Here is a 26,071-nt window from a genome sequence, read left to right on the forward strand (position 1 = left end):
AGTGTCACTGGCGCCGGGCAGATGCTGGCCGAGTGCGAACTGGCGAGTGCGGTGGTGTCGCGCATCAATCAATGTGTGTTCTGCAGCCTCGCCGCATGCCCAGCGTTTTGAGCCGTTGGCCAAGCGCAATGATGTGATTGCCCAGGTGTTTGCCGACCCCTGCACCGCGGGCACCACGCCACGGGAAAAGGCCATCGTGCAGTTTGCGATCGACCTGGCGCTTCACCCGGATGAAGTGCATGGCGAATCACTCCTGGCGCTGCGCGAACAGGGCCTGGATAACGGTGAGATCCTTGACCTGATTCACGCCATCGCGATCTTCGCCTGATGTTGAACCTGGGGCGCCAGTGTGGCCGTGAGCCCACCCCAGTGGTGGCGCTGTTGAGTCAGTGAACCCAGACAGGCAGGTGCTCCTCACCCATCGCCCACTGGGGCTGGCCGGGCCTTAGGCAAACCCCGCCAACCCAGCGCTCATGACTGGCATGGTCCCGCCAACAGGCATCGCCATTGAGCACGCGATGGCCCAACGGGGTCAGCGCCAGTTCGCGTCGCGGCCACTCGCGATCCGGATCGTGCTCGATCAGCAACGGCTGCTCACCATCGATCAACGGCCGCAACAGCGCGTGAAACATCATGTCTCCCAGGAACGGCAGCGGTTCGCGCTTGGCCATCAATTCGGCAAACACGCGCCCGAACGTCACCGGGCCGGCTTCGGCGATGTACGCCAGGGACAGGCGTTCGGTCAGCGATAACCCATCCCGCGCGCCTGGCAATTCCTGCAGTTGTCGCCGCAAGGCGGGTGCCAGCAAGGGCAAGGCGGGATGCGGGTGCTGGGCCAGGGCGGCCAACTTGAGTGGAGCGCTGTCGCAGTAGGCTGACCAAGCCTCGCGGGCCAGTTGCAGCGCAGCCTCATCGATCAACCGTCGTTGCGGCCAGAGCCAGGCGAGGACATCGGGGGCCAGTTGGCCTATGCCGATAAAGCGTTCGACGCCGGGGATGCGGTCGACCTCGATCAGCTCCAGCTTACGGGGTACACGTTCAAGGCTGGCCAAGGCGCGGATCAGGAACAACTGGTCATAGGCATCCGCCTCGCACCAGAGCACGCTGTGCTCGGCGTCGGCCAGGGTTTCAAGCTGGTTGTACTCATCATTGACGCGACGCGTGACATCGGCCAGGTCCAAGGTGAATGCCTGGCTGATGAACGCACTGCGCATCGCGCGGAATGCGTCGCGGGGCAGGTCGCGAACCGGGCCCATGCACAACGGGTCGGTGAGCATCTGGAACTGGCCCTTGAACCCGGCCAGCTGCAGGCTGTGGGCAATGTCACTACCGCAGCGCCAATGGGTGGTGCGGGCTTCATCGCTGGCGTCGAAGTCGGGATGGCGGGCGGCGAAATCGAGGGCGTCGACGTGGGCCTTGAGCTTGGGCCAACTGCTGAAACCCAGTTGTCTGGCGACCTGCCATTGGGCCTGGGACAACGTGGCGCCGGGGTTTTCGGCTTTCAGGCGCGGTAGCAGTTCCTTGGCGCGCTTGCGCTGCTGCTCAAGGTTGATACGGCCATCGGTGGTGGAGGTCAGGGGGCGTTGTGACATACGAGCTCCTTGCACAAACCTTTTCCGCTTTAAGGTTGGGAGTCGTAGAAATGAGGGGGTGCTTCACTGTCTTGGGCGCAGCCCTTTCCGCGGAAGGTGGCGTAGAGAGCGCCAGGCGGCAAATATAGGCAGGGCAGGTGTCGATTGCAAGGCACCGCTATGGGACGGGGCGCCATCGTTTGATTTTTTGCTATGAAAAGCCTGCTCGTCTGCTTCACCATTGCGTCCGACCGACAGACGAGGAACACCGCGTTCATGAGCGCACTGATCGAAACCCGCGCCCTGACGCGCATGGACGAGCGCCGCCAGGTGCCCTTGCTCCAACCGACGGATTTCACCTTGAACCGCACCGACCGCGTGTCGATCACCGGCACGTCCGGTTCCGGTAAAAGCGTGTTCCTGCGGGCCTTGGCGCTGCTCGATGCCCCCTCTTCGGGGCAGGTCCTGTGGAACGGCCAGCCGATCAGCAACGCCCAGATTCCCCACTACCGCAGCCATATCAGCTACCTGTCCCAACGCCCGGCGCTGATCGACGGTACGGTGGAAGACAACCTGCGGTTTCCCTTCAGCCTCAAGACCCTGCGTCAACGCCATTTCGAGCCGGCGGCTGTCATCGCGCTGCTGGGCCACGCCGGCAAGTCGCCCGACTTCCTGGCGAAGAATGCCGGTGACCTATCGGGCGGGGAGGCCCAGGTGATGTCGTTGATCCGCACGTTGCAGCTCAACCCCGAGGTGCTGTTGCTGGACGAACCCACCGCTGCCCTCGACCCCGCGTCATCCCGTGAGGTGGAAGCGTTGATCGATGCCTGGTTCGCCGCTGACAACGCGCGTGCCTATATCTGGGTGTCCCATGACCTCGACCAGGCCCGGCGCATGAGCGATATCCACCTGCACATGAGTGCCGGGGTATTGAGTGGAGCCGCCCAGCCATGAATTATCAAAACCTCACGGCCCTGGACATGGCCATTGCCGCTTCGCTGATCCTGATCAACGGCGCGTTGTCGCTGGCGTTGCGCCTGGGCCTGGAGCGCCAGTTGCTGTGGGCCGCCGTGCGCACCGTGGTGCAACTGCTGGCGATCGGTTACCTGCTGGGCTGGGTGTTCGAATTCGCCTACTGGTACGTGGTGCTGCCACTGATGTGCGCGATGACGCTGATCGCCGGGCTGTCGGCTGCCGGGCGCGGGCGGCGCACTTACCGTGGGCAACGGGTCGACAGCATCGTGTCGGTATGGGGCAGTTCGTGGCTGGTGACGGCGGTGGGTTTGTTTGCGGTGATTCGCATCCACCCCTGGTACGAGCCGCAGTACGCGATCCCGATCCTCGGCATGATCCTCGGCAATACCCTGACGGGTGTGTCCCTGGGCATCGAGCGCATGACCCAGGAACTCACATCGGGCCGCAACACCATCGAGATGATCCTGGCCCTCGGCGGTTCGCGCTGGGAAGCGGCGCAGGAAGCCATTCGCCAGGCAGTGCGCGCCGGGATGATCCCGACGCTGAACCAGATGACCGTGGTCGGTATCGTCAGCCTGCCCGGCATGATGACCGGCCAGGTGCTGGCGGGGGAGAGCCCGGTGGATGCGGTGCGCTACCAGATCGTGATCATGTTCTTGATCGCGGCGTCGTCGGCGTTGGGCACGGTCGGCGCGGTGCTGTTGACCTACCGGCGGTTGTTTTCCAAGAGCCATCGATTCTTGCGCGATCGCTTGGAAGAACGCTGAAGGACTCTCCCGCGCCGAGTTGGCGTACGTTGCAGCGACGGGAAAAAACTTCGGCGGGTGATTGTTTCACTGGATGAAATGCTGGATTGTCAATCCTGGTCATTCCATTGATCGAGGCCGCGGAGGACCCTGCGAGGCGTCGAACCCCTACCTTTGGAGCCTTTCATGTCCCAGCCTGCGATCAAACTTTATGGTTTCCCATTGTCCGGCCACTCCCATCGGGTCGAGTTGATGCTGTCCCTGTTGGGGCTGCCCAGTGAATTCATCCTGGTCGACCTCAAGCAAGGCGCGCATAAAACCCCCGAATTCCTGGCCACCCTCAACAGCTTCGGCCAGGTACCGGCGATTGACGATAACGGCACGATACTGGCCGATTCCAACGCCATCCTGGTCTACCTGGCCAACCGATATGGCGACGGTCAATGGCTGCCCAGCGACCCTGTGGGCCAGGCGCGCGTACAGCGCTGGCTTTCGGCCGCTGCCGGCCAATTGCATGCAGGGCCTGCGAGCGCGCGGTTGGCGGTGGTGTTTGGCGCCGATGTCGATACCGTCACCGCCATCAGCCGCTCCCATGCCTTGCTGGCGTTGGTGGAGCAGCAACTGGGCCAAAGCCGCTTCCTGGCTGGCGAGCAGCCGAGCATCGCGGATATCGCTTTCTACACCTATGTGGCTCATGCACCGGAAGGCAATGTATCGTTGGCCGACTACCCTCAGGTACGTGCCTGGCTCGCCAGCATCGAGGCTTTGCCAGGCTTTGTGGGCATGCCGCGTACGGCGGTGGGTTTGCAATCACAGTAACCCTCACGAGGCGCGCGGATGGATCGATTTCATGAAATGCAGGTGTTCCTCGCGGTGGCCGAGGAGGCGGGCTTTGCCGCCGCCGCGCGCCGCCTGAAGACCTCGCCGCCCAGCGTGACGCGGGCCATCGCCGCCATGGAACAGCGCATCGGCACGCAACTTCTGGCGCGCACCACCCGCAGCCTGCACTTGACCGAAGCCGGCCAGCGTTACCTGGAAGATTGCCGGCGCATTCTCGCCGAACTCAATGAAGCCGAGGAGGCGGCGGCGGGCAGTTATTCCGTCCCCTGCGGCCATCTGGCGGTGACCGCGCCGGTGCTGTTTGGCGAGCTGTATGTGGCGCCGGTGCTGGGGGATTACCTGGATCGCTTCCCCCTGGTGAATATCAATGCCTTGCTGGTCGACCGCGTGGTGAACATGACCGACGAAGGCGTCGACGTGGCCGTGCGGATCGGCCATCTGCACGAGCCTGGCCAACAGGCGATCCAGGTCGGTGAAGTGCGCCGCGTGGTGTGCGCCGCGCCCGGTTATCTGGATCAGTGGGGGCGGCCGCAACGCCCCGAACACTTGCGTGAGGCCAAGGTGGTGACCTCGTCCGCCAGCCAGCGGGTGGGTGAATGGCAGTTTGTCGACGCTGGCCAGCCGTTGACGGTGCCTATTGAGCCGCGCCTGGTGGTCACGGCGAATAACGCGGCGATCAACCTGGCGCGGCTGGGCTGGGGCTTGACCCGGGTGCTGTCTTACCAGGTCGCGGCGGCGGTGGCGGCGGGTGAATTGGAAATTGTCCTGGAAGCGTTCGAGCCGGCACCACTGCCGATCCAGGTGGTGTTCCAGCAGAGCAACCGGGTGCCGGCCAAGGTGCAGACTTTCGTGGACTTCCTCGCCCATCGCCTCGGCCAGGATGCAGCCCTGAACCCGCCGATGCGGCGCGGCTGATGGAGCGCTATCACGACATGCAGCTGTTCGTGGCATTGGCCGGGCAGCCGAGCCTGGCCGCGGCTGCGCGCAGCGCCCAGGTGTCCGGGCCGACGCTGATGCGTGCGATTGCCCGTTTGGAGGCGCGCCTGCGCGTGCCGTTGCTGCAACGCAGTACGCAGGGTGCCAGCCTCACCGACGTGGGCAGCGCCTACATGGCCGACTGCGTGCGCCTGCTGGCCGCCGTGGAGGCCGCGCAAGCCTCGGCCAAAGGCTTGCATGTGCAGGCCCAGGGCAATTTGCGGGTGTTCTTGCCGTTCCTGTTCAGTTGCCACGTGATGGCGCCGGTGTTGGCCAGCTACATGGACCGCTATCCCGATGTACACCTGTCGGCGCATTACCACGACTACTACCCGAACCTGCATGAAGAGGGGCTGGATGTGGCGATCCTGGTGGGTGAACTGCCCAGTTCGGCGCTGATCGCACGGCCAGTCGGGCACGTGCGGCATATCCTCTGCGCCAGCCCCGCTTACCTCCAAGCCCACGGTGCGCCAGCGCATCCCGCCGACCTCAAGCGCCATCATCTGATCGCCAGCGTCGATCAAGTGTCCTGGGCGTTTCGGGGCTATCAGCTCAAGGCCCGTGCGCGCCTGGGGTGTGCCACGGTACAAGGGGCGATCAGTGCCGCGGTGCAGGGCGCGGGCCTGGTGCGTTGCTTGAGCTATCCCGTGCATGAGCATCTGCTCAGTGGGCAGTTGCTTCGCGTCTTGCCAGGCTATGAGCCGCCAGCCATGCCCGTGCACGTGGTGTATCGCGAAGGCCGCAATGCGCCGATGCGCGTGCGCAGTTTTGTCGACCACTGCGTGGCAGCCCTGCGCGAACACCCGGCATTTCAGTTGGCGTAACAGTGGATTGCCGGCGGTGGGCATTCTCTCGGTGCTCGCCGGGGTGCAGCATGGGGCTGTCCAAACTTGAGGTGATTGCCATGAACCCGAACGAACAGTCCCCCTGGCATGCCGGTGAACGGCAGATACAGGCAAGTGCCGGCGCTGCCGAACGCATGGCCGTGATCGGGCCGAAGGTGATTCGCGATCATTTGCCGGAGCAGCATCGGGATTTCTATCCCTTGCTGCCGTACCTGATACTCGGTGTGGTGGATGAGCACGGCATTCCCTGGGCGACGATGCTCGAAGGCGCTCCGGGGTTTGCCCATTCACCCGACCCCCACACCTTGCAGATCGATAGCCTGCCCAGTGCAAGCGACCCCGCCAGGGCCGCTTTGCACAGCGATGCTGCTGTGGGCTTGTTGGGCATCGACCTCAATACCCGTCGACGCAATCGCATGAACGGGCGAATCGGTGCCCTGGATCACGACGGTTTCTCCGTCAACGTGGTGCACACCTTCGGCAACTGCCCCAAGTACATCCAGCTGCGGCCCGTCGATTCAATCGCGCGTAAACCCGGTTGCATGGCCGAGCACGCCAACCACCTGGATGATGCCGCCCGCGTGATGATCCGCAACGCCGACACCTTCTTCGTTGCCAGCTACGTGGATGCGGACGGCGAACGCTCGGTGGACGTTTCCCATCGTGGCGGCAACACCGGGTTCGTGCGGGTCGAAGGCAATGTGCTGACCATCCCCGACTTTGCCGGCAATCTGTTCTTCAATACCTTGGGCAACCTTGCGGCCAACCCTGTGGCGGGCCTGTTGTTCATCGATTTTGCATCAGGCGATGTGATGCAACTGGCCGGCCGGACTTCGCTGATACTCGGCGGCCCGGAAGTCGACGAGTTCGACGGTGCACAGCGGTTGTGGACGGTGACCGTGGAGCATGTCATTCGCCGCCCGGCGGCGTTGGCGTTGAGGTGGCGGTTTGCGGAGTTTTCACCGTTCAGTCTGGCGATGGGCCGTCGGTAGATGGGGGAGAGGGGGCGGGAGCGGCTGCGACCGCCACCCGAGGCCAGCGCGCAAGGCTTCAGGCTATGCCGCTTGTGGTAAGCATCGGCCTGCGCATCAGGCGCCGATCATCCATTTCGCCAACCCATGCCGGCCACTGACGCCCAGCTTGGCGGCGGCGCGCTTGAGGTAGGTTTCGACCGAGCTGTTTTTCACGCTGAGCTGTTCTGCCATTTGCGGCACGGTGCCGCCGGTCAACAGACCGAGACACACCTGCTGCTCGCGGGCCGATAGGGTGATATCGCTGAGGGAAAGGCGCTTGTCGAACTCGCGCTGCAACTGCGAGTGTTCCAGCAGGGTGTGCGCCGGTTCGCGTTCGGGAGGCGCAGCCTGGCGCAGCAATTGTGCGTGCCGCTCCATCAGCGGTAACAGGGTGTCTGACAGGCACTTGAGAAACGACAGCTCGGCCAGGGAAAAACCGCGCTGGGCCGGTGGACGGTACAACGAAATCACATAGCGTCGATCACCCTGGCGTGACACCAGGCTGCACTGGTGCGAGCGGTCGGCGCGGGCCCTTATCTGGATCAGCAATGGGTCCTGCATGTCGAGCATGTCCCGCAGCAGCGGATGCTCGTTCAGTGGGGGCGGGGTGTGGGCGGGCGAAAGCTCACTTCTCTGCCCGGCGCGGCCCAATCGCTGGATGTCGAGCACGCGGCCGTGCTGTTCGTCGAGGGTCCATTCATTGAGCTCGGCACCGTGGATCGGTACCCACTGGTCCACCAGCTGCCACAGATGGGCGGCGAATGCGGCGTGGCCGCTGGTTGCAATCAACTCGCCCAATTCGGCGTAAAAAACCGGGTTCTCCATGGTGTTGATACTGCGCGGCAGACTCATAGCCATCTTTCATCCTTGATGTCGAAAACCTCAACGGGCGCCCTGGCGTGGGCGCCGGGGCCCAGGTGTGCGGCGGAAACAAGGGACACAATCTGCCATAAAAATAGCGTCATTAATCCGACGTATTTCACGGCCCTTTGCGCTGTAGAAGAAACCGCGGCGGCTCAACATTACGAATAACTATTTGATATTAAACATAATTGTCGTTTTTTAGCGGCGTGTTCGTCACTCGGCAGCGGACAGATATAGCTGATGTCCTACATCGATTTCATCGTTTCAACCCTCGGTCTCAGGGGGCACGAGCAAGCTCGCTCCCGGACGTGACAGGCGATATCGCCTCTAATCGCGCGTATCAACGGCAACACCTCTGCCGCCCAGGGCGAAGGCAGGGTGTTTTCTAACAGGGGAAAAGGCAGGGTGTTGGTTTTTGAGCAGGCGCCTGGTTGATGCAGGCACGACAACCCCGGGTATAGAAAGATTATGTCTAGGCGGGCAAAGATATAGATATAAAAAACTGTGAATTATCACAGTCGTGAAAACAGGTGGGGGGCTTCATGATTTTTCCAGGTAATGAGTTCAATCACCCTGGAAAGCGATATGGACGATTCAAAGGCAATTACAAAGTTTTTTAAACCTTATACCTTGGAACATCCAGGCTGGTTTTGGGGAACCGGTTTTTCCAAGGGCATTTACCATGATCGACAACCCCTTGGAGTGATACTTCCCGCCGGTGCACGTATATCCATTCGCCGGTCCAGTGCCATTGACCGTGTACTGCAGCTGGATCTGCTAAATGATAGCGGCGTGACGGAAACCTATATTCGGATCACCGGTGAGTGGGCAGGCTTGACTGTCACCCATCCCTCCGTTCCGTTCGTGCTTACACCCTATGAGCCGATAGATGTCGAGATCGAATATTCGACAAGCGGCGACGAAGTCCTGCCCATCTATGTTTCGAATGGCAATGCGGATTTGTTTTTTCAGCAGTGGGATGAGACTGATTCTGCGTTTGCGCTCATCCAGACAACTTATGCCAGCTTGCTCGTTCCGGCGGTCGATAAAGCCGTCGTCAAAGCACTGCATCAGGCGCAGGGGCTTGACAGCCTGGAGAAATATTATACGGGCGTGTTTGAGTACTTTAATTCCTTGGCGGGTATCTCATTCGATACACCGGTCCCGACCGATAAGAATATTCACAATCGGTATTTCATCAAGGCAGATAAAACGGGTGGAGGCTCTGCCTACTATGGGAATGGGTGGACAGCTCAGGTTGGCGATTCGATCGCGGGTTGCTGGTTGGACACGCGCGCAGATAACTGGTGCTCACTGCATGAGATAGCCCACGGCTACCAGACATACGCGATGTATAACAGTGTCGTACCGACCGGCGAGGTCTGGAATAATATTTATGCGACTTATTATCAACATAAAATGATGGGGCAAAGTGTATATGAGCGCGGCTGGATGTATGCCGGCAATGCTCAGGCGACATTCGATGCGATGCGCAGCCGAATGGACAGTAGTGTGCCGCCGGGGAGATGGCATTTACATGAAGTGCTTTTTTTATTCATGATCATCATTGATAAAGCCGGCGAGTCGGCTTTCACCGAGTTTAACCAGTACTACCGAGCACTTGCCACGACCAACGGATTTGATCTTTGGGAACATCCCTTGATGGATCTGTTCAGTGCACGCTGGGCTGATAGGCTCAATATTGATATCGGACCCTTGATGGCATTGTTGGAGGTGGAAGTCTCCGCTGACCGCGCTCTGAAAAATGTCTATGGGAACTTTCGCCCGTGCTGTCCGCTTTACCGGGTCGTGCCTCCTGAACAACTGGCCTACCTCCAGCAGCAGTTGAATTTGAAGACGCCGTTTTCACTGGTCGACTGTCTATCGCTCAACGTGACTGATCTTAAAGGTGACTTGACACTGGAGATGACGAATCAAGCCTATCTCGAAAACAAAAATAAATCTTTCATCCTGCGCACGGGTAGTAATCAATCGCATATTGTTAAAGTCACTTCGCCTGTGCTTGAACTGAAGGGGCTGCCGATAGGTGTATATAATTTGCAGCATCCAGCGGTGCCCAGTGGCGTTCGAACGATCAATCACAATTATCTAGAAGTGAGTGCGAACATGAATAATAACGTGTCATTAGATTATGCTTATGCTCAAGGCACCTCGTTGGCGTCGCAAAAGATCGAGTTTTTCGGGTTGTATGGTTTATTTGCTGTACTGAATGTCGATATGGAATTTCATAGGGCAACGTTCAATGTTTTAAGGGCTGAGCCCCATTCCTACTATGGAACGTCTGTCTATGCAGGTATTTCCGTCGAGGACGTTAATGGCTTTGTGCTGTTTGATTTATCCATTCCCGGCAAAGGTGCAGTGGTGTTCGTACACGAGTTTTTGATAGGGCCTGGCTGTACCGTTACGATTCATCATAAAGAGCCTTCTCGTCTCTCAGAGACTCCGAACTTACAACCCTTTATCGATAAGGCCTCTGTCGATAATACGTTGACGGTCACGGTGCAGGGTTTAAGGAATTTGAAACTGGATAATAGGCCGGCAAATAATTTGAAAACGAGAATTGCACTGGCGGCTGATGAAATCAGAAAAACCCCGCATTTATTGTTGCATGCGGGCTCTTCGCCCATCATGGATGTGTTGGCGGCGATCAATACATTTGAAAGCCCCGAGCGGGATCAGCTTCTTGAAAGCATCAGGGACTTGATTGTCTTCTATGGTGATACCGGAGACGCAGGCGTGGCGGGAAGTTATTTTACCTGGCGCCAATCTGGGGTTGGACAGGGAACGGTGGCAGATATAAAAATTGATACGGTCACTCAGCAGGTGGCTATCGAAGTGCTTGCCGCTAAACCTCATGGCTATTTCCCTTCTATTTACATTGCCATGTGGGTCAGGACGGCAACAAGTGAGGTGCTTTACTCTCAAGAACTAAGAGGTGATGTTCAGGCCGAGCCCAGTTACGTGACGCTTCCTTTTGTCGAGGGTTCTACGGTTAGCGTTTTGCACTTGGAGCCCGTTCGTTCGGTCATCGTAAATACTGATACTCAAGCGCAATATCCAGTCAAGCAGATACATGTTGTTCGATCACTTGGAGGCGGCAAGTTGCAAATTTAATCGGGCTGGGTGATTCCTTGTCCCCGGTTTGTACCGTCCTGTGTGCAGCGGCAAAGAGCGGCCGACCTATTCTTGCCGGATACTTTAAGTAAGACCGTATGTCGGATTTTCTTGTGAGGTTCGTTGGAACTGTTCGGTGTTCTACACATTTTCTTGGTTTGAACATTTTTATAGGTGCCGATTGAGATTTTGGTAAGTGATTAATTTTATGAGGGTTAAATATTTATATCGAGTATGGGTAGCACAGCTTTATTTCGTATGGGCTTGTTGGTGTTCTGATTGTCGTGAAAGAAAACTCCTAAAGTGTCCGGTTCATTTTCCTACAAGGCGAAATTGGGAAGGTTGCGCTTTTTTTTAGCTGGATCTAGATTGCTATCGTCACTCGTTAATCAGTCATTGAAGATAATGATTGTGTGGTCTCAGGAGAATTGAGATGAGCGATGAAGAGTTTGAGGTGATGTTTTTCTATTTTGATAATGAATGTGGGTTCAATCTGTATGTGGGGAGCGCTGGAGCATCAGGAAGCCAAGGCGGATGCTGGAAAACCGCTATAGGGTATTCCGCGATGAATATAACCCTACCTAACTATGAAATCATGAATTTCGCAACGGAAAGTTTGCTCGTAGCTGACAGGGGCGTTTCAAAGGTACATTCGCAGCCACTGCGCGCGTGGAAAGAGTGGTGCCGTTTCCATGAGGTGAGTGATGAGATATTACCCCTTGCTTAAGCCATTATTGTTGGCGGGTCTATTTATTAAAGAACAGTTAAAAGAGCCCGTCGCTTTATTTTGGATCGTTATATCCCCAGCGGTTACGTTCTATTTGATCGCCTATGCCAGGGTGGGGGAGGGTACGCTGTCTCAGCGTTATCTGGATAATACCTCGTGGTTTTATGCGTTCGTATCGTCGAGTGTTGCCCTGTTTGGCTTGGCATTTTATATAGTGGGGAGAAGGGAGAGTGGGTTTCTACGATCCTTCGTCTATACGCGGCGCACAAAAACAATCTTTCTTTTGGGGCAGTTTTTTGCCTATTCTGTAATGTCGGTTATCTATTGTTCTGCTTTTTATGTGTTCACGAGAAACTATTTTGGCGTAATGGACGTTACAGAGTTTTTTGTTGTGCTTGGGCGGTTTTACATCTGCTTTCTCTTGTTTTCCGTACCTTCGCTTCTGCTGACGTTGATTCCAATGGGGTTTCAAAATACAAATACGGTTTTTTCTATATTTTCATTCCTGATGCTGGTGCTGGGAGTTGTCAGCGCGAACGCCTCTCATCGCGTGTTTGAAGTGATCCGCTATTTTAATCCGATGTGGTGGGCAAACCAGATAATGTCACTGGGGGTCGCTGAATGCGCATTTCTCGTTAGGGTGGTTGTTTGCCTTTTTGTAATCTCGTTTTTGATGTTGATCCGTTTTTTACTTATTAACCCAGTGTGGAGTCGCTATTGATGAGACGGCTTATCGTAAAATCACTGGGTATCGGATATGCGCAGCATGTGGTGCTTGAAGACGCCTCGTTGACGGTCGGTCCCGGTTCAATTTCAGGCTTGTTGGGACCTAATGGTTCTGGAAAAACGACTTTTTTTGACGCGGTGTGTTGTCTGAAAAAAGCCAATTCTGGTGAGATATCTAATTCGTTCTCAACGTTACTTTATCTATCACAAATTATTGCGACGCCGCCGGTGCTGCGAATGTTTGATGTTTTTAAAATGATGATGCTTTTTTGTTCTGACACAAAGGTCACACAAAAGCACGCGCTGGAAAAAATTGAGAAATGGAGCCCGGGGATAGCTGAGCGCTATTGTGAAATATGGGAAAAGAAATCGTCTCTTTGCAGTTACGGAGAAAAGCGATGGTTTTTTACATTGTCCCTGCTCTCCGTTAACGCTGATCTGGTGATACTGGATGAGCCCACGGCAGGTGTCGATCCTGAGTTTCGTTATCACATCTGGAAATGCTTGAAGGGAGCCGCCGCGGAAGGTGTCGCGATTTTGGTTTCATCGCATAACGTCGATGAGATCGTTGCCCACTGCGATGACTTCTACATGCTGAGTCAGCGGCGTTTCAACCGCTTCACTGATGCTGAGGGCTTCATGAACGCCTATGACGCTGCAAGCCTGGATGAGGCGTTTATTCATGCCGCGAGCCTGCCAAAAGGTTAAAGGCAGGCGCGCGCCAGGCTCGGTTATTTCGCCATTGGGATAAACGCTACGCTGCCCCCCGAACGCGTGTGAAACAAGCGCTCGCCATTGTCCGGCTGGGTGGTGATCACCTGGTGATCCGCGCCCAGGTAAGCCAGCGGTGTGGGATCTTCCTTGGAGAACTGCGCGATGATGATCGTATGCTGCGCGTCGAAGCCCTGGCCGCTGGTTTTTTCCAGCCAGGCCATGAACTCGGCGCTGGTGCCCTGGCGCGGGAAGTCCTGGGTCTCGGCGACGTAGTAGAACGGTTTGCCGTGGTTTTGCAGGTACATCGGCAGTTTGTTGTCGACCTCCACCAATACCATTTGCCATTGGTTCCAGGGGGCGCTCTTGATGGCCTGGGCCTGAACGTCCTTGACGAAACGGGTCACGCCGCCGTTGCCATTGGTCCAGGGATACGCCACGCCCAATACCAGCAGCATCAACAGGGCCGCAGCGGCAAACCCTTTTTGCCAACGCGGCCAGCTCGCCGGTTTTTTCGCCAGCCGCTCACTCACCCACCAGGCCGCCAGTAACTGCGCGAACGGCACCAGGGGCAGTACGTAGTAGCTGCGTCGGCTACCGCTGGCGGTGAAGAACACAAACAACAGGCCCAGGCCCCTGACCAGCCAACGCACATTGGGGGGAGTCTGGCGCCAGTGCCGCACGGCCAGCCACAGGCCGAGCAGCCAGCATGGGGCCCAAGGCAGGGTGTAGGCGGGCAGGTAGATCAGGTAGGTGTAGATCGGCCCCATATGGTCGAACGGGTCGAAGAAGCGCACCACGTTTTCGCGGAACACCAACGCCAGGCCGCTTTCACCGTAAGTCGGCGCACCGTAGAGGTGGGACAGCACGAACGGGATGGCGTAGAACGCCGCAGCGATCAGCAGCGCCAGCACCAGGCGCAGGTTGAGGTGGCGTTTGTAGCGCTGTTCGCTGAGCAAGTGCGGCAGCAGTACCAGGCCCGGCAGTACAAAACCGATCAAGCCTTTGAACAGCGACGTCGCCGCCAGCAACAGGAAAAATACCGTGTAGCGCCCCAGGCGTGTGTCGTCCGGCCCGCGCCAGTACCACCACACCGCTGCCAGTACGCCACACACGGTGAGCACATCCGCCGTGGCCACGCGTGCCCAGAACAGGAAGTAGAAGGTGGTGGCGAGCATCCAGCCGGCAATCAGCCCGGTGCCCTTGCGGAACAGGCGCTCGCCGATCAGGTAGACCAGCCAGATGCTCAGCCATGCCGCGATCACCGAGGACAGGCGCAGCGACCACGGGCCCAGGCCACCCATCAGGTTGGCAAACGCGGTGATCAGCCAGTAGGAGGGCAGGGGCTTGTCGTAGTACGGCGCTCCCTTGAGGTAGGGGTCGAAGTAGTCGCCGCTTTGCAGCATTTGCAATGCGATATTGGCCCAACGGGTTTCCGGTCCCCACAGATCGCGACTGCCCAGGCCCAGCAGCAGGAGCAAGGCCGACACGCCCAGCAATAGCAACAGGGCGCCGCGCTCGGTTTTCCAGAAAGTCATGGTGGGTTCCTAGGGGGATTGCGGATAGAGGGTGAGTACCAGGTCGCCCTTGCGATAGCGTTTGCCACCGGGCGGCAGTTGCCCCTCTTCAATGTGTTCGCTGGTGCTCCGGACACGCATCAGGACCCCCACCGAACCCTGTTTACGGGCATCGGCCAACCAGGCCTGGACATCGTCCAGCCCGACCTTGCGGTGCACCGAGTCGGGATATTGCAGGCCATAGCGCAGCTCGCCTTCGGTGTTATAGAGCGTCACCTGTGTGCGGTTCAGGCGCCAGGCCAGGGCCGAGGCCGATTCCAGTTCATTGCTCAGCAACGCCTGGGTTTGCTGCAAGTCGTCCAGGTGTTCCAACACGAACTGGTCGGGCATTTCGTTATCCGCCACGAACTCGGGCATGCCCACCGGCAGCAGTACCACCAGCAAGCCGATACCCAGGGCCGGCATTGCCCATAGCGTCAGCGGGCGCACGGCTTGCAGCAGGTTGGAGAGAATCCAGCCCAGCAGCACGATAAAGGTCAGCGACAGGCTGAACATCTCAGCGTGGCTATTGCCGTACAGCGGCCTGGTGAGTTGCAGATAAATCAGTGCCACCATCGCGACCATGCCGATCACGAAGTTGAGCACGCCGTTGAGGCAGAGGGCGCGTGCTTTGCGTTGTTGAATCAGGTCGATCAGGGCATGCCCCATCAACAAGGCCAGCGGCAGCAGGCACGGCATGATGTAGGTCGGCAACTTGCCGTTGCTCAGGCTGAAAAAGCCCAGCGGCAACAGCATCCACAAGGCGAGGAAGACCATCGCCGGTTGACGTTTTTCTTTCCAGGCCTTGAGCAGGGTATTGGGTAACAACGCCGACCACGGCAGGCAGGCCACCACCATGATCGGCAGGAAGAACCACCACGGCCGCGCATGCTGGGCATTGTCGGAGGCAAAGCGGCGGATGTGTTCATGCCAGAAGAAGAAGCGCCAGTAGTCCGGTTCCTGCACGTGGATGGCCCATACCCAGGGCAGGCAGATCAGCAGCGCGACGCCAATCGCCAGTGGGCCATAACGCAGCAATTCACCCAGGCGGCGCTGCCAGAGCATGTACGGCACGGCAATCAGCACCGGCAGCAGCCACGCCAGGAAGCCCTTGGTCATGAAGCCCATGGCACAGGCCACGCCCAGCACCGCCCAGGCTCCCAGCCGGGCCCGCACGGTGCGGCTGTCGAGGGCAAACCACAGCGCTACCAGGCTGAGGTTGACCCAGAACGTGAACTGCGGATCGAGGTTGGAGTAGCTGGCTTGCCCGGCTACGAGGCCAAAGCTCAGGTAGAGCAGGGCGCAGGCGAAGCTTTTGCGTGGGTCGTTCCACAGGCGGCGGGCGATCAGGTAGGCCAGCAGCACGCTCAGCCCGCTGGTCAGCGCCGAGGCGATCCGCACGCCGAACAGGTTCTGCCCAAATACCGCTTGGCCGAGCGCGATCAGCCAATAGCCGGCGGCGGGTTTTTCAAAGTAGCGCAGGCCCATGAAATGCGGGGCCACCCAGTTGCCGCTGGTGAGCATTTCCTGGCTGATCTGGGCGTAGCGGGTTTCGTCGGGTACCCATAAACCGTGCAGGCCAAGAGGCAGGAGATAAAACGCGGCAATCGCCAGCAGCAGTAAGGGCAGAGGTTTTATTCGGGTCATGCGAACGTCGCTCCTTGACGTCTAAGGGAGGGAAATGGATGTAGGAAAGTTGTAGTGCAAAGACTCACAATGTTCACTAAGTCGCTGAAAATAGTCATGACGTCCTTAACTAACAGGCGCGACTAAACATGCCAGAAGTTGGCTGTCGTTTGGCTGAACACCTGCGCCTTGTATATGTAAAAAATTGTCTAGAGTTGCTTGATTGCCGCTGGCCAGTCCACGCTGTTCATGATGCCCAGGGTCTTGAAGTGACCGTTGCCCAGCACCTCCACGAACAGCGCGCTACCGTACTCGGCGGTCACCGCATGGGGGTACCCGAGTGCTTGTTCGAAGTCATTGATGCAGGCACTGTGGGTGATCAGCACCAGGTTGCGCCCGGGTTGTTTGTGGCTGAGGATTTCTTCGCCCATGGCGTCGCCGCAGATCGCCAGCGGGCCTGGGGAGAGCAGGGTCTTGCCGAACATGAACTGCGAGGTCTGGGCGGTGCGGGTGGTGGGGCTGCTGAGGATGTCAGCGCTCTCCATGCCCAGGGTTTTGAAGGCCTTGTTCCTTGGCCTGCTGGGTGCCGTGGATGGTCAGGCCATCAGCGGGGCCGAAGCAGGGGTTTGACGAGCGGTCGCAGCGCTCTTCATGGCGCACAAGCACAACCACATTGCCGTCGCGCCAGCTGGCGAGCAAGCCTGAGGTGAGCAGGCGATTGCCTACGCCCAGGTCCGTCGGTGACAGCGGCCAGGCCAGGTAGCCGACCAGTAAGGTCCCGAAGAAGGCAGCCACTGCCATGCCCAACCAGAGCTTCTTCAAGCGTTTGGCCCGGGCTTGGTATGAGCGCGATTTGGTCAGGGTCAGGTTAACCACGTTGTTCACCATCGACACGTTAGGCAGCGTTTTTTATCAAACAGGTGCAACTCTCTGAGTGCGCCCGTAGTGGTGCAGGAGCCTGTCATACAGTTGCTGTCTTTTTGCTGAAAAACGGTGTGTTAAAAGTTGCCAGTGCCGGCAACTAAAAAGTTGGTCGTTATTGGCAGTTGGTCGGCACTTTATGCGCTGATCGGTAGGTAACCGGTGAAATGCATGTGAAAAATTTGCGTGGCGAGGGCGGTCAGCCGTTATCCTCGATTGCAGTCCATTGGCGAGCGAGCATTCCCATGTTGCAGGTGCAAGGTGTCCATAAAAGCTACGTCACCGCGCAGGGCCCGCTGGCCGTCCTGGCCGGCGTTGATCTGCACCTGGCTGAGCGTAGCAGCCTGGCGTTGATGGGCGAGTCGGGTAGCGGGAAAAGTACGCTTTTGCACCTGGTGGCCGGTCTCGATCGTGTCGACAGCGGCAGCATCCGCATGGGGCAGCAGCGTCTCGACCAAATGAGCGAAACGCAACTGGCCCACTGGCGCCGCACGGAAATCGGCCTGGTATTCCAGCAGTTCAACCTCATCGGCAGTTTGCGCGTGGACGACAACCTGGCCTTCCAGGCGCGGCTGGCAGGACGCTTCGATCCGCAGTGGCAGGCGCAGTTGGTGGAGCGCCTGGGCCTTGGCGACTTGCTCAAGCGCTATCCCGAACAACTGTCGGGTGGCCAGCAGCAACGGGTGGCGGTGGGGCGGGCGTTGGCGTCGCGACCGGGCCTGCTGCTGGCCGATGAGCCTACCGGCAATCTGGATGAAGCCACCAGTGATGACGTGCTGCAATTGCTGCTGGACCTGTTGCGCGACACCCCCACCAGCCTGTTGATGGTCACCCACAGCGCGCGGATTGCCGCACGGCTTGATCGCCAGGTGGTGCTGCAGCGCGGGCATGTGCAAGCCCCGGATGCGAGTTGATGGCGGTATTCCAGTGGACCTTGCGCGCGTTGCTCAGCCATTGGCGGCGCCATCCCGTACAGTTTTTCAGCGTGCTGACCGGACTATGGCTGGCGACCGCCCTGCTGACCGGCGTACAGGCCCTGAACAGCCAGGCGCGTGACAGCTACGCCAGGGCCAGCCAATTGATCGGCGGCGAACCCCAGGCCAGCCTGAGTACGCCGGACGGCGCCAGTTTCCCCCAGGCGCTGTTTGCCCAATTGCGCCGCGCCGGGTGGCCGGTGTCGCCGGTGGTGCAGGGGCGGGTGGTGCTCAAGGGGCATGAAGACCAGCGCCTGCAATTGATGGGCATCGACCCGCTGTCGTTGCCCGGCAGTGGCGTGGTGGCGGGGCAGCGCTTGAGCCAGGCACAGATGCTCGTCTTCTTCGAGCCGCCCGGGCGCACCTGGATCGCTCCGCAGACCTTGCAGGCGCTGGGGCTGCACGCCGGTGAGCAGCCGCTGACGACGAGCGGGCGCACCTTGCCGCCGTTGCAGGTACAGCCGGACATGGCGCCCGGCATGCTGTTGACCGATATCGGCTTCGCCCAACCATTGCTGGACATGCCCGCGCGCCTGTCGCGCTTGCTGGTGGACAAGGCTTACGCCGCCAGCCAGCCCACGCCGCCGGCCGAGCTGCAACTCAAGCAGGGCGAAGACAACAACCTGTCGCGGCTCACCGAAAGCTTTCACCTGAACCTTGATGCGCTGGGCTTCCTGTCCTTTGTGGTGGGGCTGTTTATTGTGCACGCGGCCATCGGCCTGGCCCTGGAGCAGCGACGCGGGCTGTTGCGTACATTGCGCGCCTGCGGCGTGAGTGCGCGGATGTTGATCCTCGGCCTGGGGGTGGAGCTGGGTGCCTTGTCGATAGTGGGGGGCGTGCTCGGCGTCGCCAGCGGTTACCTATTGGCCAGCCTGCTGCTGCCGGATGTGGCTGCCAGCCTGCGTGGCTTGTATGGCGCCGAGGTGCCGGGCCAATTGAGCTTGAGCCCAGGGTGGTGGGTGGCAGGGTTGGGCTTGAGCTTGCTCGGCGCCTTGCTCGCCGGCGCCAACAGCCTATGGCGCGCGGCCCGCCTGCCATTGCTGGCGCTGGCCAACGCCCAGGCCTGGCACGAGGCCCATGGGCGCTGGTTGCGGCGCCAGGGCTGGGTGGCGGCGACGGCCTTGCTGATCGCGCTGCTGGCGTTATGGCTGGGCGACAGCCTGGCTGCCGGTTTTGTGTTGATGGCGGCCTTGCTGCTCGGCGCCGCCCTGGGTTTGCCGGTGTTGCTCAACGGCTTGCTGGAGGCGCTGCTGGGGCGCAGCCGTTCGGTACTCGGCCAGTGGTTTCTGGCTGACTGCCGCCAACAATTGCCGGCCTTGAGCCTGGCATTGATGGCGCTGCTGTTGGCCCTGGCCGCGAATATCGGCGCGGGCTCCATGACCTCGGGCTTTCGCCACACCTTCAATAACTGGCTGGAGCAACGCCTCACCGCCGAGCTGTACCTCAACCCGCAAAACCCGGCCCAGGCCGAGCAACTCAGCACCTGGCTGGCGCAGCAACCGCTGGTGCAAACCGTGCTGCCTACCTGGCAGGTTGCGGTGCAATTACAGGGCTGGCCGGCGGATCTGTTTGGCGTGGTCGACGACCCTGCCTATCGCCAGCACTGGCCGTTGCTGGAAGCGGTGAGCGCGCCGTGGGACCAGTTGCAGCAAGGCGAGACCCTGATGCTCAGCGAACAACTGGCGCGGCGGCTCGGCGTGAGGCTGGGTGACACGGTCAGTATTCCCACGCCGCACGGTGTGTGGTCGCCCACCGTGGTGGGGGTGTACGCCGATTACGGCAACCCCAAGGGCCACGTGCTGGTCAACGCCCGGCACCTGCTGGCCCACTGGCCGAGACTGACGCCGGCGCGTTTCAACCTGCGGGTGTTGCCGGAAAACGTGGCGCCGCTGGTGGGCGAAGTGCAGCGCGCCTTTGCCTTGGAAGACAGCCGTATCGTCGATCAACAGCAACTCAAGGGGTGGTCGAGCCAGGTGTTCGAACGCACCTTCGCCGCCACCGCCGCGCTCAACAGCCTGACCTTGGGCGTGGCCGGCGTGGCGCTGTTCATCAGCCTGCTGACCCAGAGCCAAAGCCGCCTCGGCCAACTCGCTCCGCTGTGGGCGCTGGGGGTGACGCGGCGGCAATTGATGCTGCTGAACCTGGGGCAAACCTGGCTGCTGGCGGTGCTCACGCTGCTGCTGGCGTTGCCGCTGGGCCTGTTGCTGGCGTGGTGCCTGGATGCGGTGATCAACGTGCAGGCGTTTGGCTGGCGCCTGCCGTTGCAAGTGTTCCCCTGGCAGCTCGCACAATTGCTCGGGCTGGCGCTGCTGGCCACGCTGTTGGCGTCGGCATGGCCGCTGTGGCAGTTGTATCGCAGCCGTCCGGCGGACTTGTTGAGGACGTTTGCCCATGAAGATTAGGTCGTTGATGTGCGCGTTATTGCTGCTGGCGGCCTGTGACAAAGTCCCCGCGCCACAGGAAAGCTTTGCCGGCCTTGGCAGTGACGCGGCCGACTTTGCCCAGGTGCTGCCCGGCAAGGTCTTCAGCTTTCCCGAGGATCACGGCCCCCACGATGGCTTTCGTATCGAGTGGTGGTACGTCACCGCCAACCTCAAGGACGCCCAGGGCAATGTGTTCGGCGTGCAATGGACGCTGTTTCGCAACGCCCTCAAGGCCGGGCCGACGCAAGCCGGCTGGCACGATTCAAACGTATGGCTCGGCCACGCGGCGGTCACCTCCGCCACTCGCCATTACGCCGCCGAACGCTTCGCCCGCGGCGGCGTCGGCCAGGCCGGGGCACAGGCAGTGCCGTTCAACGCCTGGATCGACGACTGGAATTTCGCCAGCGAGCCCGGCGCCGCGAGCGCATTGGCGGCGATGCGACTCAAGGCCCGCGGAGCGCAATTTGCCTACGACCTGCACCTGACCTCCAGCCGGCCATTGGTGTTGCAAGGCGACAACGGCTACAGCCGCAAATCCGACCAGGGCCAGGCGTCGTACTACTACAGCCAGCCGTTCTTTACTGCCGAAGGCAGCGTCAGCATCGACGGCAAGACGTATCAGGTCAGCGGCCCGGCCTGGCTCGACCGCGAATGGAGCAGCCAACCGTTGACCGCCAGCCAGACCGGTTGGGACTGGTTCTCCCTGCACCTGGACCGTGGCGAGCAGTTGATGCTGTTTCGCGTGCGGCAAACCGACGGCGCGGCCTACCTGACCGGCACCTGGATCGACCGCGAAGGCCACACCCAGACCCTGCACAACGCCGACATCCAACTGGCACCGCTGGACACCACGGTGATCGACGGACGCCACATTCCCACACGCTGGTCGCTGAAGATTCCCAGTAAACAGCTGGATATCACCACCCAGGCCGTCAACCCGAACGCCTGGATGAACCTGAGTATTCCGTACTGGGAAGGGCCGGTGCAGTTTGACGGCGGGGTGGGTTACCTGGAGATGACCGGATATTAGGGTTGTTTCTGTAGGTACTGTTTCTTCGTGAAGTAGGCAACTTCTCAAATGCATTTCAGCCCACCCGCGCTTGTGTCCGGGGCGTAGGTGCTTGCTTATATTTCGACGCCATCTTCTTTGCATCTCGGATGTAGGGCATGGCGCAGAGCTATATCAACGACCGCACAACGGACTACAGCAGTTTGAAATCCCGCCTCATGGGCAGCGCCCCTAGCCAGCAGCGCTCCGATCATTTTGATGTGCTCAACCGGCACCTGCGGCCAGAGGGGGCTTAATCGTGTCGTTTTTTCTTGCCTTCACCATTGTGCATTTTGGTGGGGCGTTTGTCGTTTTGGGGCTGGCGTTGTTTGCCGAATATACAAAACTCGACGAGGTGGAAGGTTATTTCAGTCATAACGAAAGGGTCCGCGCCAATAAGCGATTCTGGAGACGAAACCGGTGGATCGACAGGCAATACCGCATGCTGTTGATGTTTGATTTCCTGTCTGACTCAGCACGCTATGTGAAAGCAGGTGTTGTGACCGAGGCCGAGCTGGCGTCGGTTCCCTTAGGACTGAAGCGTTGGGTGTTGTGGCCTTATTACGTAGGTTTCATTTGGGTTATTGCAACAGTCGTTTGGACCGTTTGGCGTAGATGGGCCGATATCACCTGACCGGCACCTGGATCGACCGCGAAGGCTGCCCCCAGACCCTGTACAACGCCGACATCCAACTGGCACCGCTGGACACAGCGGTGATCGACGGACGTCACATTCCTACACGCTGGTCGCTGAAGATTTGGGCTGTCAGCTGGGGCTATTGGGGCACTTGGCTCCAGAGGGGGTCCGTTTTTTCCTACTCGAATTTCTCCTTAAAACCACATTTCTCTGAAAAAATACTGTACATCCATCCAGTCTTATCCTACATTCCATCCCAGGTGACCGGATGTCACCTGACCTTCAGTTTTTAACTATGGATGGATAAAAAATGAAATCGAAAAAAGCCTTTATGCTGGGCGCGGCCATGGCTGCCACCTGCTTTGTCTCGGCCTTTGCCCTCGCTGAACAATACCCTCACCTGGCTGCGCAAGCGGCGCCTCCCGCGGTCAAGCAAGGGTTGAAAAACGCTGCGAAGATCAAGGCCAACAAGGCGCCGACTGCCCTCAAGCAGCAACTGCAGACGGGTGCCCAGTTGAAGAAACCGCTGTTTGCCGCCAAGGCGCAAGCCGACTCGGTGGTGGAAGACAACACCGCGCCGGCCCGGGTGACCCAGGTACAAAAAGCCACGGCCCAGTCGGCGCCCGCCGTGCAGGCCGCGCTGGTCCAGGGCTGTGAGCAGACGCTGGATGTCAACGCGCTCTACACGATCAATGGCGTGCAAACCGGCGACCTGCTGTGCTACCACTTCAACCTGCCGCAGAAAGCGCGAATCAACGTCCTGCTGGTCAACCAGACCGCGGGCACCGACATGTCGTTGTCGCTGTTCCAGGATGACGGCCAGGGCAATCCGCTGCCTTTGGGCACCTCGAACAACCCTGGTACTGGCGATGAAAGCCTCGGCGGCGTGGTGCCGGCCGGCGATTACTACTGGTTCATGGAAGCCAACGCGGCGGTCCAAGGGTCGAGCTTTCAGTTCGGTGTTGCGGTCGATACCAACCTCGACGCCTTTGAACCCAATGACACCCCGGACACGGCCTTCCAACTGCCGGACACCCTCAACTACATCAGCGGCAATGCCGACAGCCTGGATGACGTCGATTACTTCGATTTCACCGCAGTCCGTGGCCAGAGTGTCGGTATTGCGCTGACGGCCGATGCAGCCAGTGGCAGCACGCGTAACAAGTGGATCCTTGAGCGTTTCGATGGTGCCCAGTGGGTCACCGTGGGGGCCAATGTCCTGTCGACATCAATCCCGAGCCCGGGCGTCGGCGGCGTGGTCAAGGTGCGTGTGCGGCCGAACCAGCACCCGAATGAGCCGTGGAGCGCGACGGGTAAATACAACCTGTCGTTTGGCTCCAATCCACGGGTGAACAACCCGGATGTGAAGGGCGAGGCGAACGTGTTGCGCATCCCGTACTCGGCTTCCGACGTGGGCTACGGCTACATGACCACCCAAGCCTATCGGGACCTGACCTGGACCATGGGCCTGTCGGACAGCACCGGTGCACCACTGGTGGGCCTGCACCCGATTGTCTATCTCGATCAGCGGATCGACCCGGCCAACGGCGACATCGTCTACAAGGCGTATTCGGCGGCGACCGGCAGTTCGGGGCTAGCGTCGGGCACGATCAACGTGGGCACCTGCTTCGGTGATTTCCAGACCACCTTTGTCGATTACGCCCAGGGCTACAAGAACACCTGGCGTACCGACTTCAACTACGGCGTGTGGCGCATGGAAGTGCTGGAATACCCAGGTATCGGCGTCGGTGGTGACAACACCGAGTTCGTCAGCTTCGGCCACCTGTGCAAACAGACCTTGCTGAGCAGCACCAAGAGCTGAACATGATTGACCCGTAGTCCCCAGGGCATACAGGCCAGGCGCCTGTATGCCCTGTTTGCGTTATGGCGCCAACGCCAGTTTCAATGGCAAGCGCGCCATGCTCGTACTCTTCAACGAGCCCAGGTACAGCCAGTCGCCATACTCCCGCGCGGTGGTGATCGGTGAGTAGTTGCCCGCGCTGCCATCCTGCAAATTAGCGATGACCTTGCCCTTGGTATCCAGCCCCAGCACAAAGGCTTTGCGCTCGATGGGCTTGGGCACCACCATCAGCGCGCGCACCATCACCTTGCGCAGCAGCGGGTAGCCGGCAAAGCTGTCCAGCAATGGATTGCGCGGCGAATACAGCGCGACCCAGAAGCGGTCCTGGCCATTGAAACTGAGGTTGTCCGGCAGGCCGGGCAGGTTGTCGATAAACAGGTCATGGCTGCCGGCGCGGTCGCCCTTGAGCCAGTAGCGGCTGATGCGGTAGGCGCCGGTCTCATTCACCAGTACATAGTGTTCATCCGGCCCCAAGGCCACGCCGTTGGCGAATTGCAGCTGGTCGAGCAACACCTCGGTGCGGGCGTTGCTGAAGTCGTAACGCAGCAACCGCCCGTCGCCGCCATGCTCGATCACGGCTTCACCGTCCTGCCCGTAGCCCCAACGGCTCGACGCATCACTGAAATACGCGTAGCGCCCACCGGCGTCCACGCTCACGTCATTGGTAAACCCGAACGGCACGCCATTGGCCGCAGTGCTCAGGGTGCTGAGCTGGCGATTGCCGTCCAATGCCAGCAGGCCCTTGACCCCATCGGCGATGATCAAGCGCCCATCCGGGTGCAGCGCCATGCCTAGTGGGCGCCCGCCGGTATTGGCCAGCACTTCCAGGCTGCGGCTGTCGGGCGAGGTGCGGATGATGCGCCCGTCATGCAACCCGCTGATCAGATAGCCCTGGGCATCCACCAGCAGGGCCTCGGGCCCGTCGATGTCCTGGGCGCCGATTTTTTGTATGCCCTTGAGGCGCTGGTTGTCGGCGTAGGGGCCGTCTTTCAGCGAGGGCGCCCTGGGTGGCGCCCAGTTCACCGGTTGTACTGGGGTGGGCATCAACAGCAAAAAGGCGATCACTGCCAGGAGCAGCACAAACAACAGATGACGCAGTTTTTTGGGACGGGTACTCATGACGATTCCTGGTTGTCGTGGGGGTTCGGTTCCCAATGCAGGGTGCCGAACAGGTAATCCATCAGCGGCAAGACAATATTGAAGTTGCGCCCCTGCATCAGCTCGCGACGGTGGTGCAGGGCATGCAACCGGTGCATCTGGCGAATCCACGGCAGGCGTGCCAATGGATGTGCGACGGGCAAGTGCTCACAGGCGTGAAACACTTCGTAAAGCAAATAACCGAGGATCATGCAGCCAGCAAACAATCCGGCGACATTGGGGCTCAACTGCTTGAGCAGCCACCAGGCGGGCAGGGTGATCGCCAGGCTGTGCAGCACGATCAGCCAGGCGGGGAACAGGATCACCCGCCAGTCGCGGGGGCTGTCGTAGGTCATGTGGCCGGGGGTGAAGAAACTGTGGTGATCGCCGGTGTGGCGCGCGTAGAACAGGCGTGACAAGGCATGTTTGTGATGGCCGAGGTGACGGTGCACCAGGTAGATACACAGGTTGAAGAACACCAGGGTCGCGGGCACGGTCAGCCATTGCAGCGGGGTGATTCGATGCGTGGATGACCAGGCCAGGAGGATGCCGGCGATGCCGTAGCCGAACACGAAACCGGCATGCAGCCAGGGGTTGTAATGGGGCGCGACATTGGCGCGGTAGCGGGCGCGAAAGGTCTCGGTAGGGTGGGCCATGGCGGGGTGCTCGGATTTTTTTTGTTGGAGGCTGAGCTTAGTTGGTGCTCAAGATTGTGCGAGCTTTTGCGGCGTACCTCCAACAAGCCGCCTCCCATATTTCG

General features: G+C 59.7%; 22 protein-coding genes and 2 pseudogenes. 17 read left to right on the forward strand and 7 right to left on the reverse strand.

The window, feature by feature from the left end; translation table 11 throughout:
* The first annotated feature begins 73 nt into the window (after positions 1-73).
* Complete coding sequence (locus ACODSV_RS21605) at positions 74-328, forward strand: carboxymuconolactone decarboxylase family protein (protein ID WP_411736782.1); 255 nt, start codon at positions 74-76, stop codon at positions 326-328.
* A gap of 58 nt (positions 329-386) precedes the next feature.
* On the opposite strand, the gene ACODSV_RS21610 is transcribed toward ACODSV_RS21605, so the two are convergent.
* A complete protein-coding gene (locus tag ACODSV_RS21610; protein WP_150095248.1) occupies positions 387-1,592 on the reverse strand; it encodes a DUF1835 domain-containing protein in 1,206 nt (401 codons plus the stop codon).
* A gap of 255 nt (positions 1,593-1,847) precedes the next feature.
* Here ACODSV_RS21610 and ACODSV_RS21615 point away from each other — a divergent pair, with 255 nt between their 5' ends.
* From ACODSV_RS21615 to ACODSV_RS21640, 6 genes are all read left to right on the forward strand, one after another.
* Positions 1,848-2,525 (forward strand): ABC transporter ATP-binding protein, encoded by a 678-nt coding sequence (locus ACODSV_RS21615; protein ID WP_150054961.1) that lies wholly within the window; start codon positions 1,848-1,850, stop codon positions 2,523-2,525.
* Positions 2,522-3,313 (forward strand): ABC transporter permease, encoded by a 792-nt coding sequence (locus tag ACODSV_RS21620; protein ID WP_024076393.1) that lies wholly within the window; start codon positions 2,522-2,524, stop codon positions 3,311-3,313. The genes ACODSV_RS21615 and ACODSV_RS21620 overlap by 4 nt, the downstream gene beginning before the upstream one ends.
* Positions 3,314-3,478: 165 nt before the next feature.
* Positions 3,479-4,111: a glutathione S-transferase family protein gene (locus ACODSV_RS21625; protein ID WP_150054960.1), complete on the forward strand. Its 633-nt coding sequence runs from the start codon at positions 3,479-3,481 to the stop codon at positions 4,109-4,111.
* An 18-nt stretch (positions 4,112-4,129) separates the two neighbouring features.
* A complete protein-coding gene (locus ACODSV_RS21630; RefSeq protein ID WP_024076391.1) occupies positions 4,130-5,047 on the forward strand; it encodes a LysR family transcriptional regulator in 918 nt (305 codons plus the stop codon).
* Complete coding sequence (locus ACODSV_RS21635) at positions 5,047-5,931, forward strand: LysR family transcriptional regulator (protein ID WP_102625499.1); 885 nt, start codon at positions 5,047-5,049, stop codon at positions 5,929-5,931. The genes ACODSV_RS21630 and ACODSV_RS21635 overlap by 1 nt, the downstream gene beginning before the upstream one ends.
* 80 nt (positions 5,932-6,011) lie before the next feature.
* Positions 6,012-6,944, forward strand: a complete 933-nt coding sequence (locus tag ACODSV_RS21640; protein ID WP_041161260.1) for a pyridoxamine 5'-phosphate oxidase family protein — start codon at positions 6,012-6,014, stop codon at positions 6,942-6,944.
* Between the two features lie 96 nt (positions 6,945-7,040).
* Here ACODSV_RS21640 and ACODSV_RS21645 read toward each other — a convergent pair whose 3' ends face one another.
* Complete coding sequence (locus ACODSV_RS21645) at positions 7,041-7,817, reverse strand: helix-turn-helix transcriptional regulator (protein WP_150054967.1); 777 nt, start codon at positions 7,815-7,817, stop codon at positions 7,041-7,043.
* A 597-nt stretch (positions 7,818-8,414) separates the two neighbouring features.
* Here ACODSV_RS21645 and ACODSV_RS21650 point away from each other — a divergent pair.
* From ACODSV_RS21650 to ACODSV_RS21665, 4 genes are all read left to right on the forward strand, one after another.
* Complete coding sequence (locus ACODSV_RS21650; RefSeq protein WP_190300934.1) at positions 8,415-10,964, forward strand: putative mucin/carbohydrate-binding domain-containing protein; 2,550 nt, start codon at positions 8,415-8,417, stop codon at positions 10,962-10,964.
* Between the two features lie 433 nt (positions 10,965-11,397).
* Positions 11,398-11,691 (forward strand): hypothetical protein, encoded by a 294-nt coding sequence (locus ACODSV_RS21655; RefSeq protein WP_024076386.1) that lies wholly within the window; start codon positions 11,398-11,400, stop codon positions 11,689-11,691.
* On the forward strand, positions 11,669-12,412 hold the full coding sequence (locus ACODSV_RS21660) for an ABC transporter permease (RefSeq protein WP_150054958.1): 744 nt from the start codon (positions 11,669-11,671) through the stop codon (positions 12,410-12,412). The genes ACODSV_RS21655 and ACODSV_RS21660 overlap by 23 nt, the downstream gene beginning before the upstream one ends.
* Complete coding sequence (locus tag ACODSV_RS21665) at positions 12,412-13,125, forward strand: AAA family ATPase (protein WP_150054957.1); 714 nt, start codon at positions 12,412-12,414, stop codon at positions 13,123-13,125. Before ACODSV_RS21660 ends, ACODSV_RS21665 begins: the two co-directional genes overlap by 1 nt.
* Before the next feature lie 23 nt (positions 13,126-13,148).
* On the opposite strand, the gene ACODSV_RS21670 is transcribed toward ACODSV_RS21665, so the two are convergent.
* The 3 genes and pseudogenes from ACODSV_RS21670 to pmrG form a co-directional block, all read right to left on the reverse strand.
* A complete protein-coding gene (locus ACODSV_RS21670; protein ID WP_150095247.1) occupies positions 13,149-14,666 on the reverse strand; it encodes an ArnT family glycosyltransferase in 1,518 nt (505 codons plus the stop codon).
* A gap of 9 nt (positions 14,667-14,675) precedes the next feature.
* On the reverse strand, positions 14,676-16,331 hold the full coding sequence (gene arnT, locus ACODSV_RS21675) for a lipid IV(A) 4-amino-4-deoxy-L-arabinosyltransferase (protein ID WP_069076620.1): 1,656 nt from the start codon (positions 16,329-16,331) through the stop codon (positions 14,676-14,678).
* Positions 16,332-16,519: 188 nt separating this feature from the next.
* Positions 16,520-17,198: pseudogene (pmrG, locus tag ACODSV_RS21680) on the reverse strand (lipopolysaccharide core heptose(II)-phosphate phosphatase PmrG).
* Positions 17,199-17,476: 278 nt separating this feature from the next.
* On the opposite strand from pmrG, the gene ACODSV_RS21685 reads away from it, so the two are divergent.
* The 6 genes and pseudogenes from ACODSV_RS21685 to ACODSV_RS21710 all read left to right on the forward strand — a co-directional run bounded on the left by ACODSV_RS21685 (position 17,477) and on the right by ACODSV_RS21710 (position 24,135).
* Positions 17,477-18,145: an ABC transporter ATP-binding protein gene (locus ACODSV_RS21685; RefSeq protein ID WP_150055095.1), complete on the forward strand. Its 669-nt coding sequence runs from the start codon at positions 17,477-17,479 to the stop codon at positions 18,143-18,145.
* Positions 18,145-20,607 (forward strand): FtsX-like permease family protein, encoded by a 2,463-nt coding sequence (locus ACODSV_RS21690; protein WP_150055096.1) that lies wholly within the window; start codon positions 18,145-18,147, stop codon positions 20,605-20,607. The genes ACODSV_RS21685 and ACODSV_RS21690 overlap by 1 nt, the downstream gene beginning before the upstream one ends.
* Positions 20,597-21,658, forward strand: a complete 1,062-nt coding sequence (locus tag ACODSV_RS21695) for a lipocalin-like domain-containing protein (RefSeq protein WP_454844043.1) — start codon at positions 20,597-20,599, stop codon at positions 21,656-21,658. Before ACODSV_RS21690 ends, ACODSV_RS21695 begins: the two co-directional genes overlap by 11 nt.
* Before the next feature lie 277 nt (positions 21,659-21,935).
* Positions 21,936-22,310, forward strand: coding sequence for a hypothetical protein (locus ACODSV_RS21700; RefSeq protein WP_024076376.1), 375 nt, complete (start codon positions 21,936-21,938; stop codon positions 22,308-22,310).
* Positions 22,295-22,435 (forward strand): annotated as a pseudogene (locus ACODSV_RS21705) (lipocalin-like domain-containing protein); the annotation flags it as partial. The gene ACODSV_RS21700 and the pseudogene ACODSV_RS21705, both read left to right, overlap by 16 nt.
* Positions 22,436-22,623: 188 nt before the next feature.
* Positions 22,624-24,135 carry a hypothetical protein gene (locus tag ACODSV_RS21710; protein WP_150054934.1) on the forward strand — a complete coding sequence of 504 codons (1,512 nt, stop codon included), beginning with the start codon at positions 22,624-22,626 and terminating at the stop codon, positions 24,133-24,135.
* Between the two features lie 60 nt (positions 24,136-24,195).
* On the opposite strand, the gene ACODSV_RS21715 is transcribed toward ACODSV_RS21710, so the two are convergent.
* A complete protein-coding gene (locus tag ACODSV_RS21715) occupies positions 24,196-25,293 on the reverse strand; it encodes an SMP-30/gluconolactonase/LRE family protein (protein ID WP_150054933.1) in 1,098 nt (365 codons plus the stop codon).
* The gene (locus tag ACODSV_RS21720; protein ID WP_150054932.1) at positions 25,290-25,967 is read right to left on the reverse strand and encodes a sterol desaturase family protein; all 678 of its coding nucleotides are present in this window, start codon (positions 25,965-25,967) and stop codon (positions 25,290-25,292) included. The genes ACODSV_RS21715 and ACODSV_RS21720 overlap by 4 nt, the downstream gene beginning before the upstream one ends.
* Positions 25,968-26,071: the final 104 nt, after the last annotated feature.

This window comes from Pseudomonas sp. FG86, from assembly GCF_057808775.1.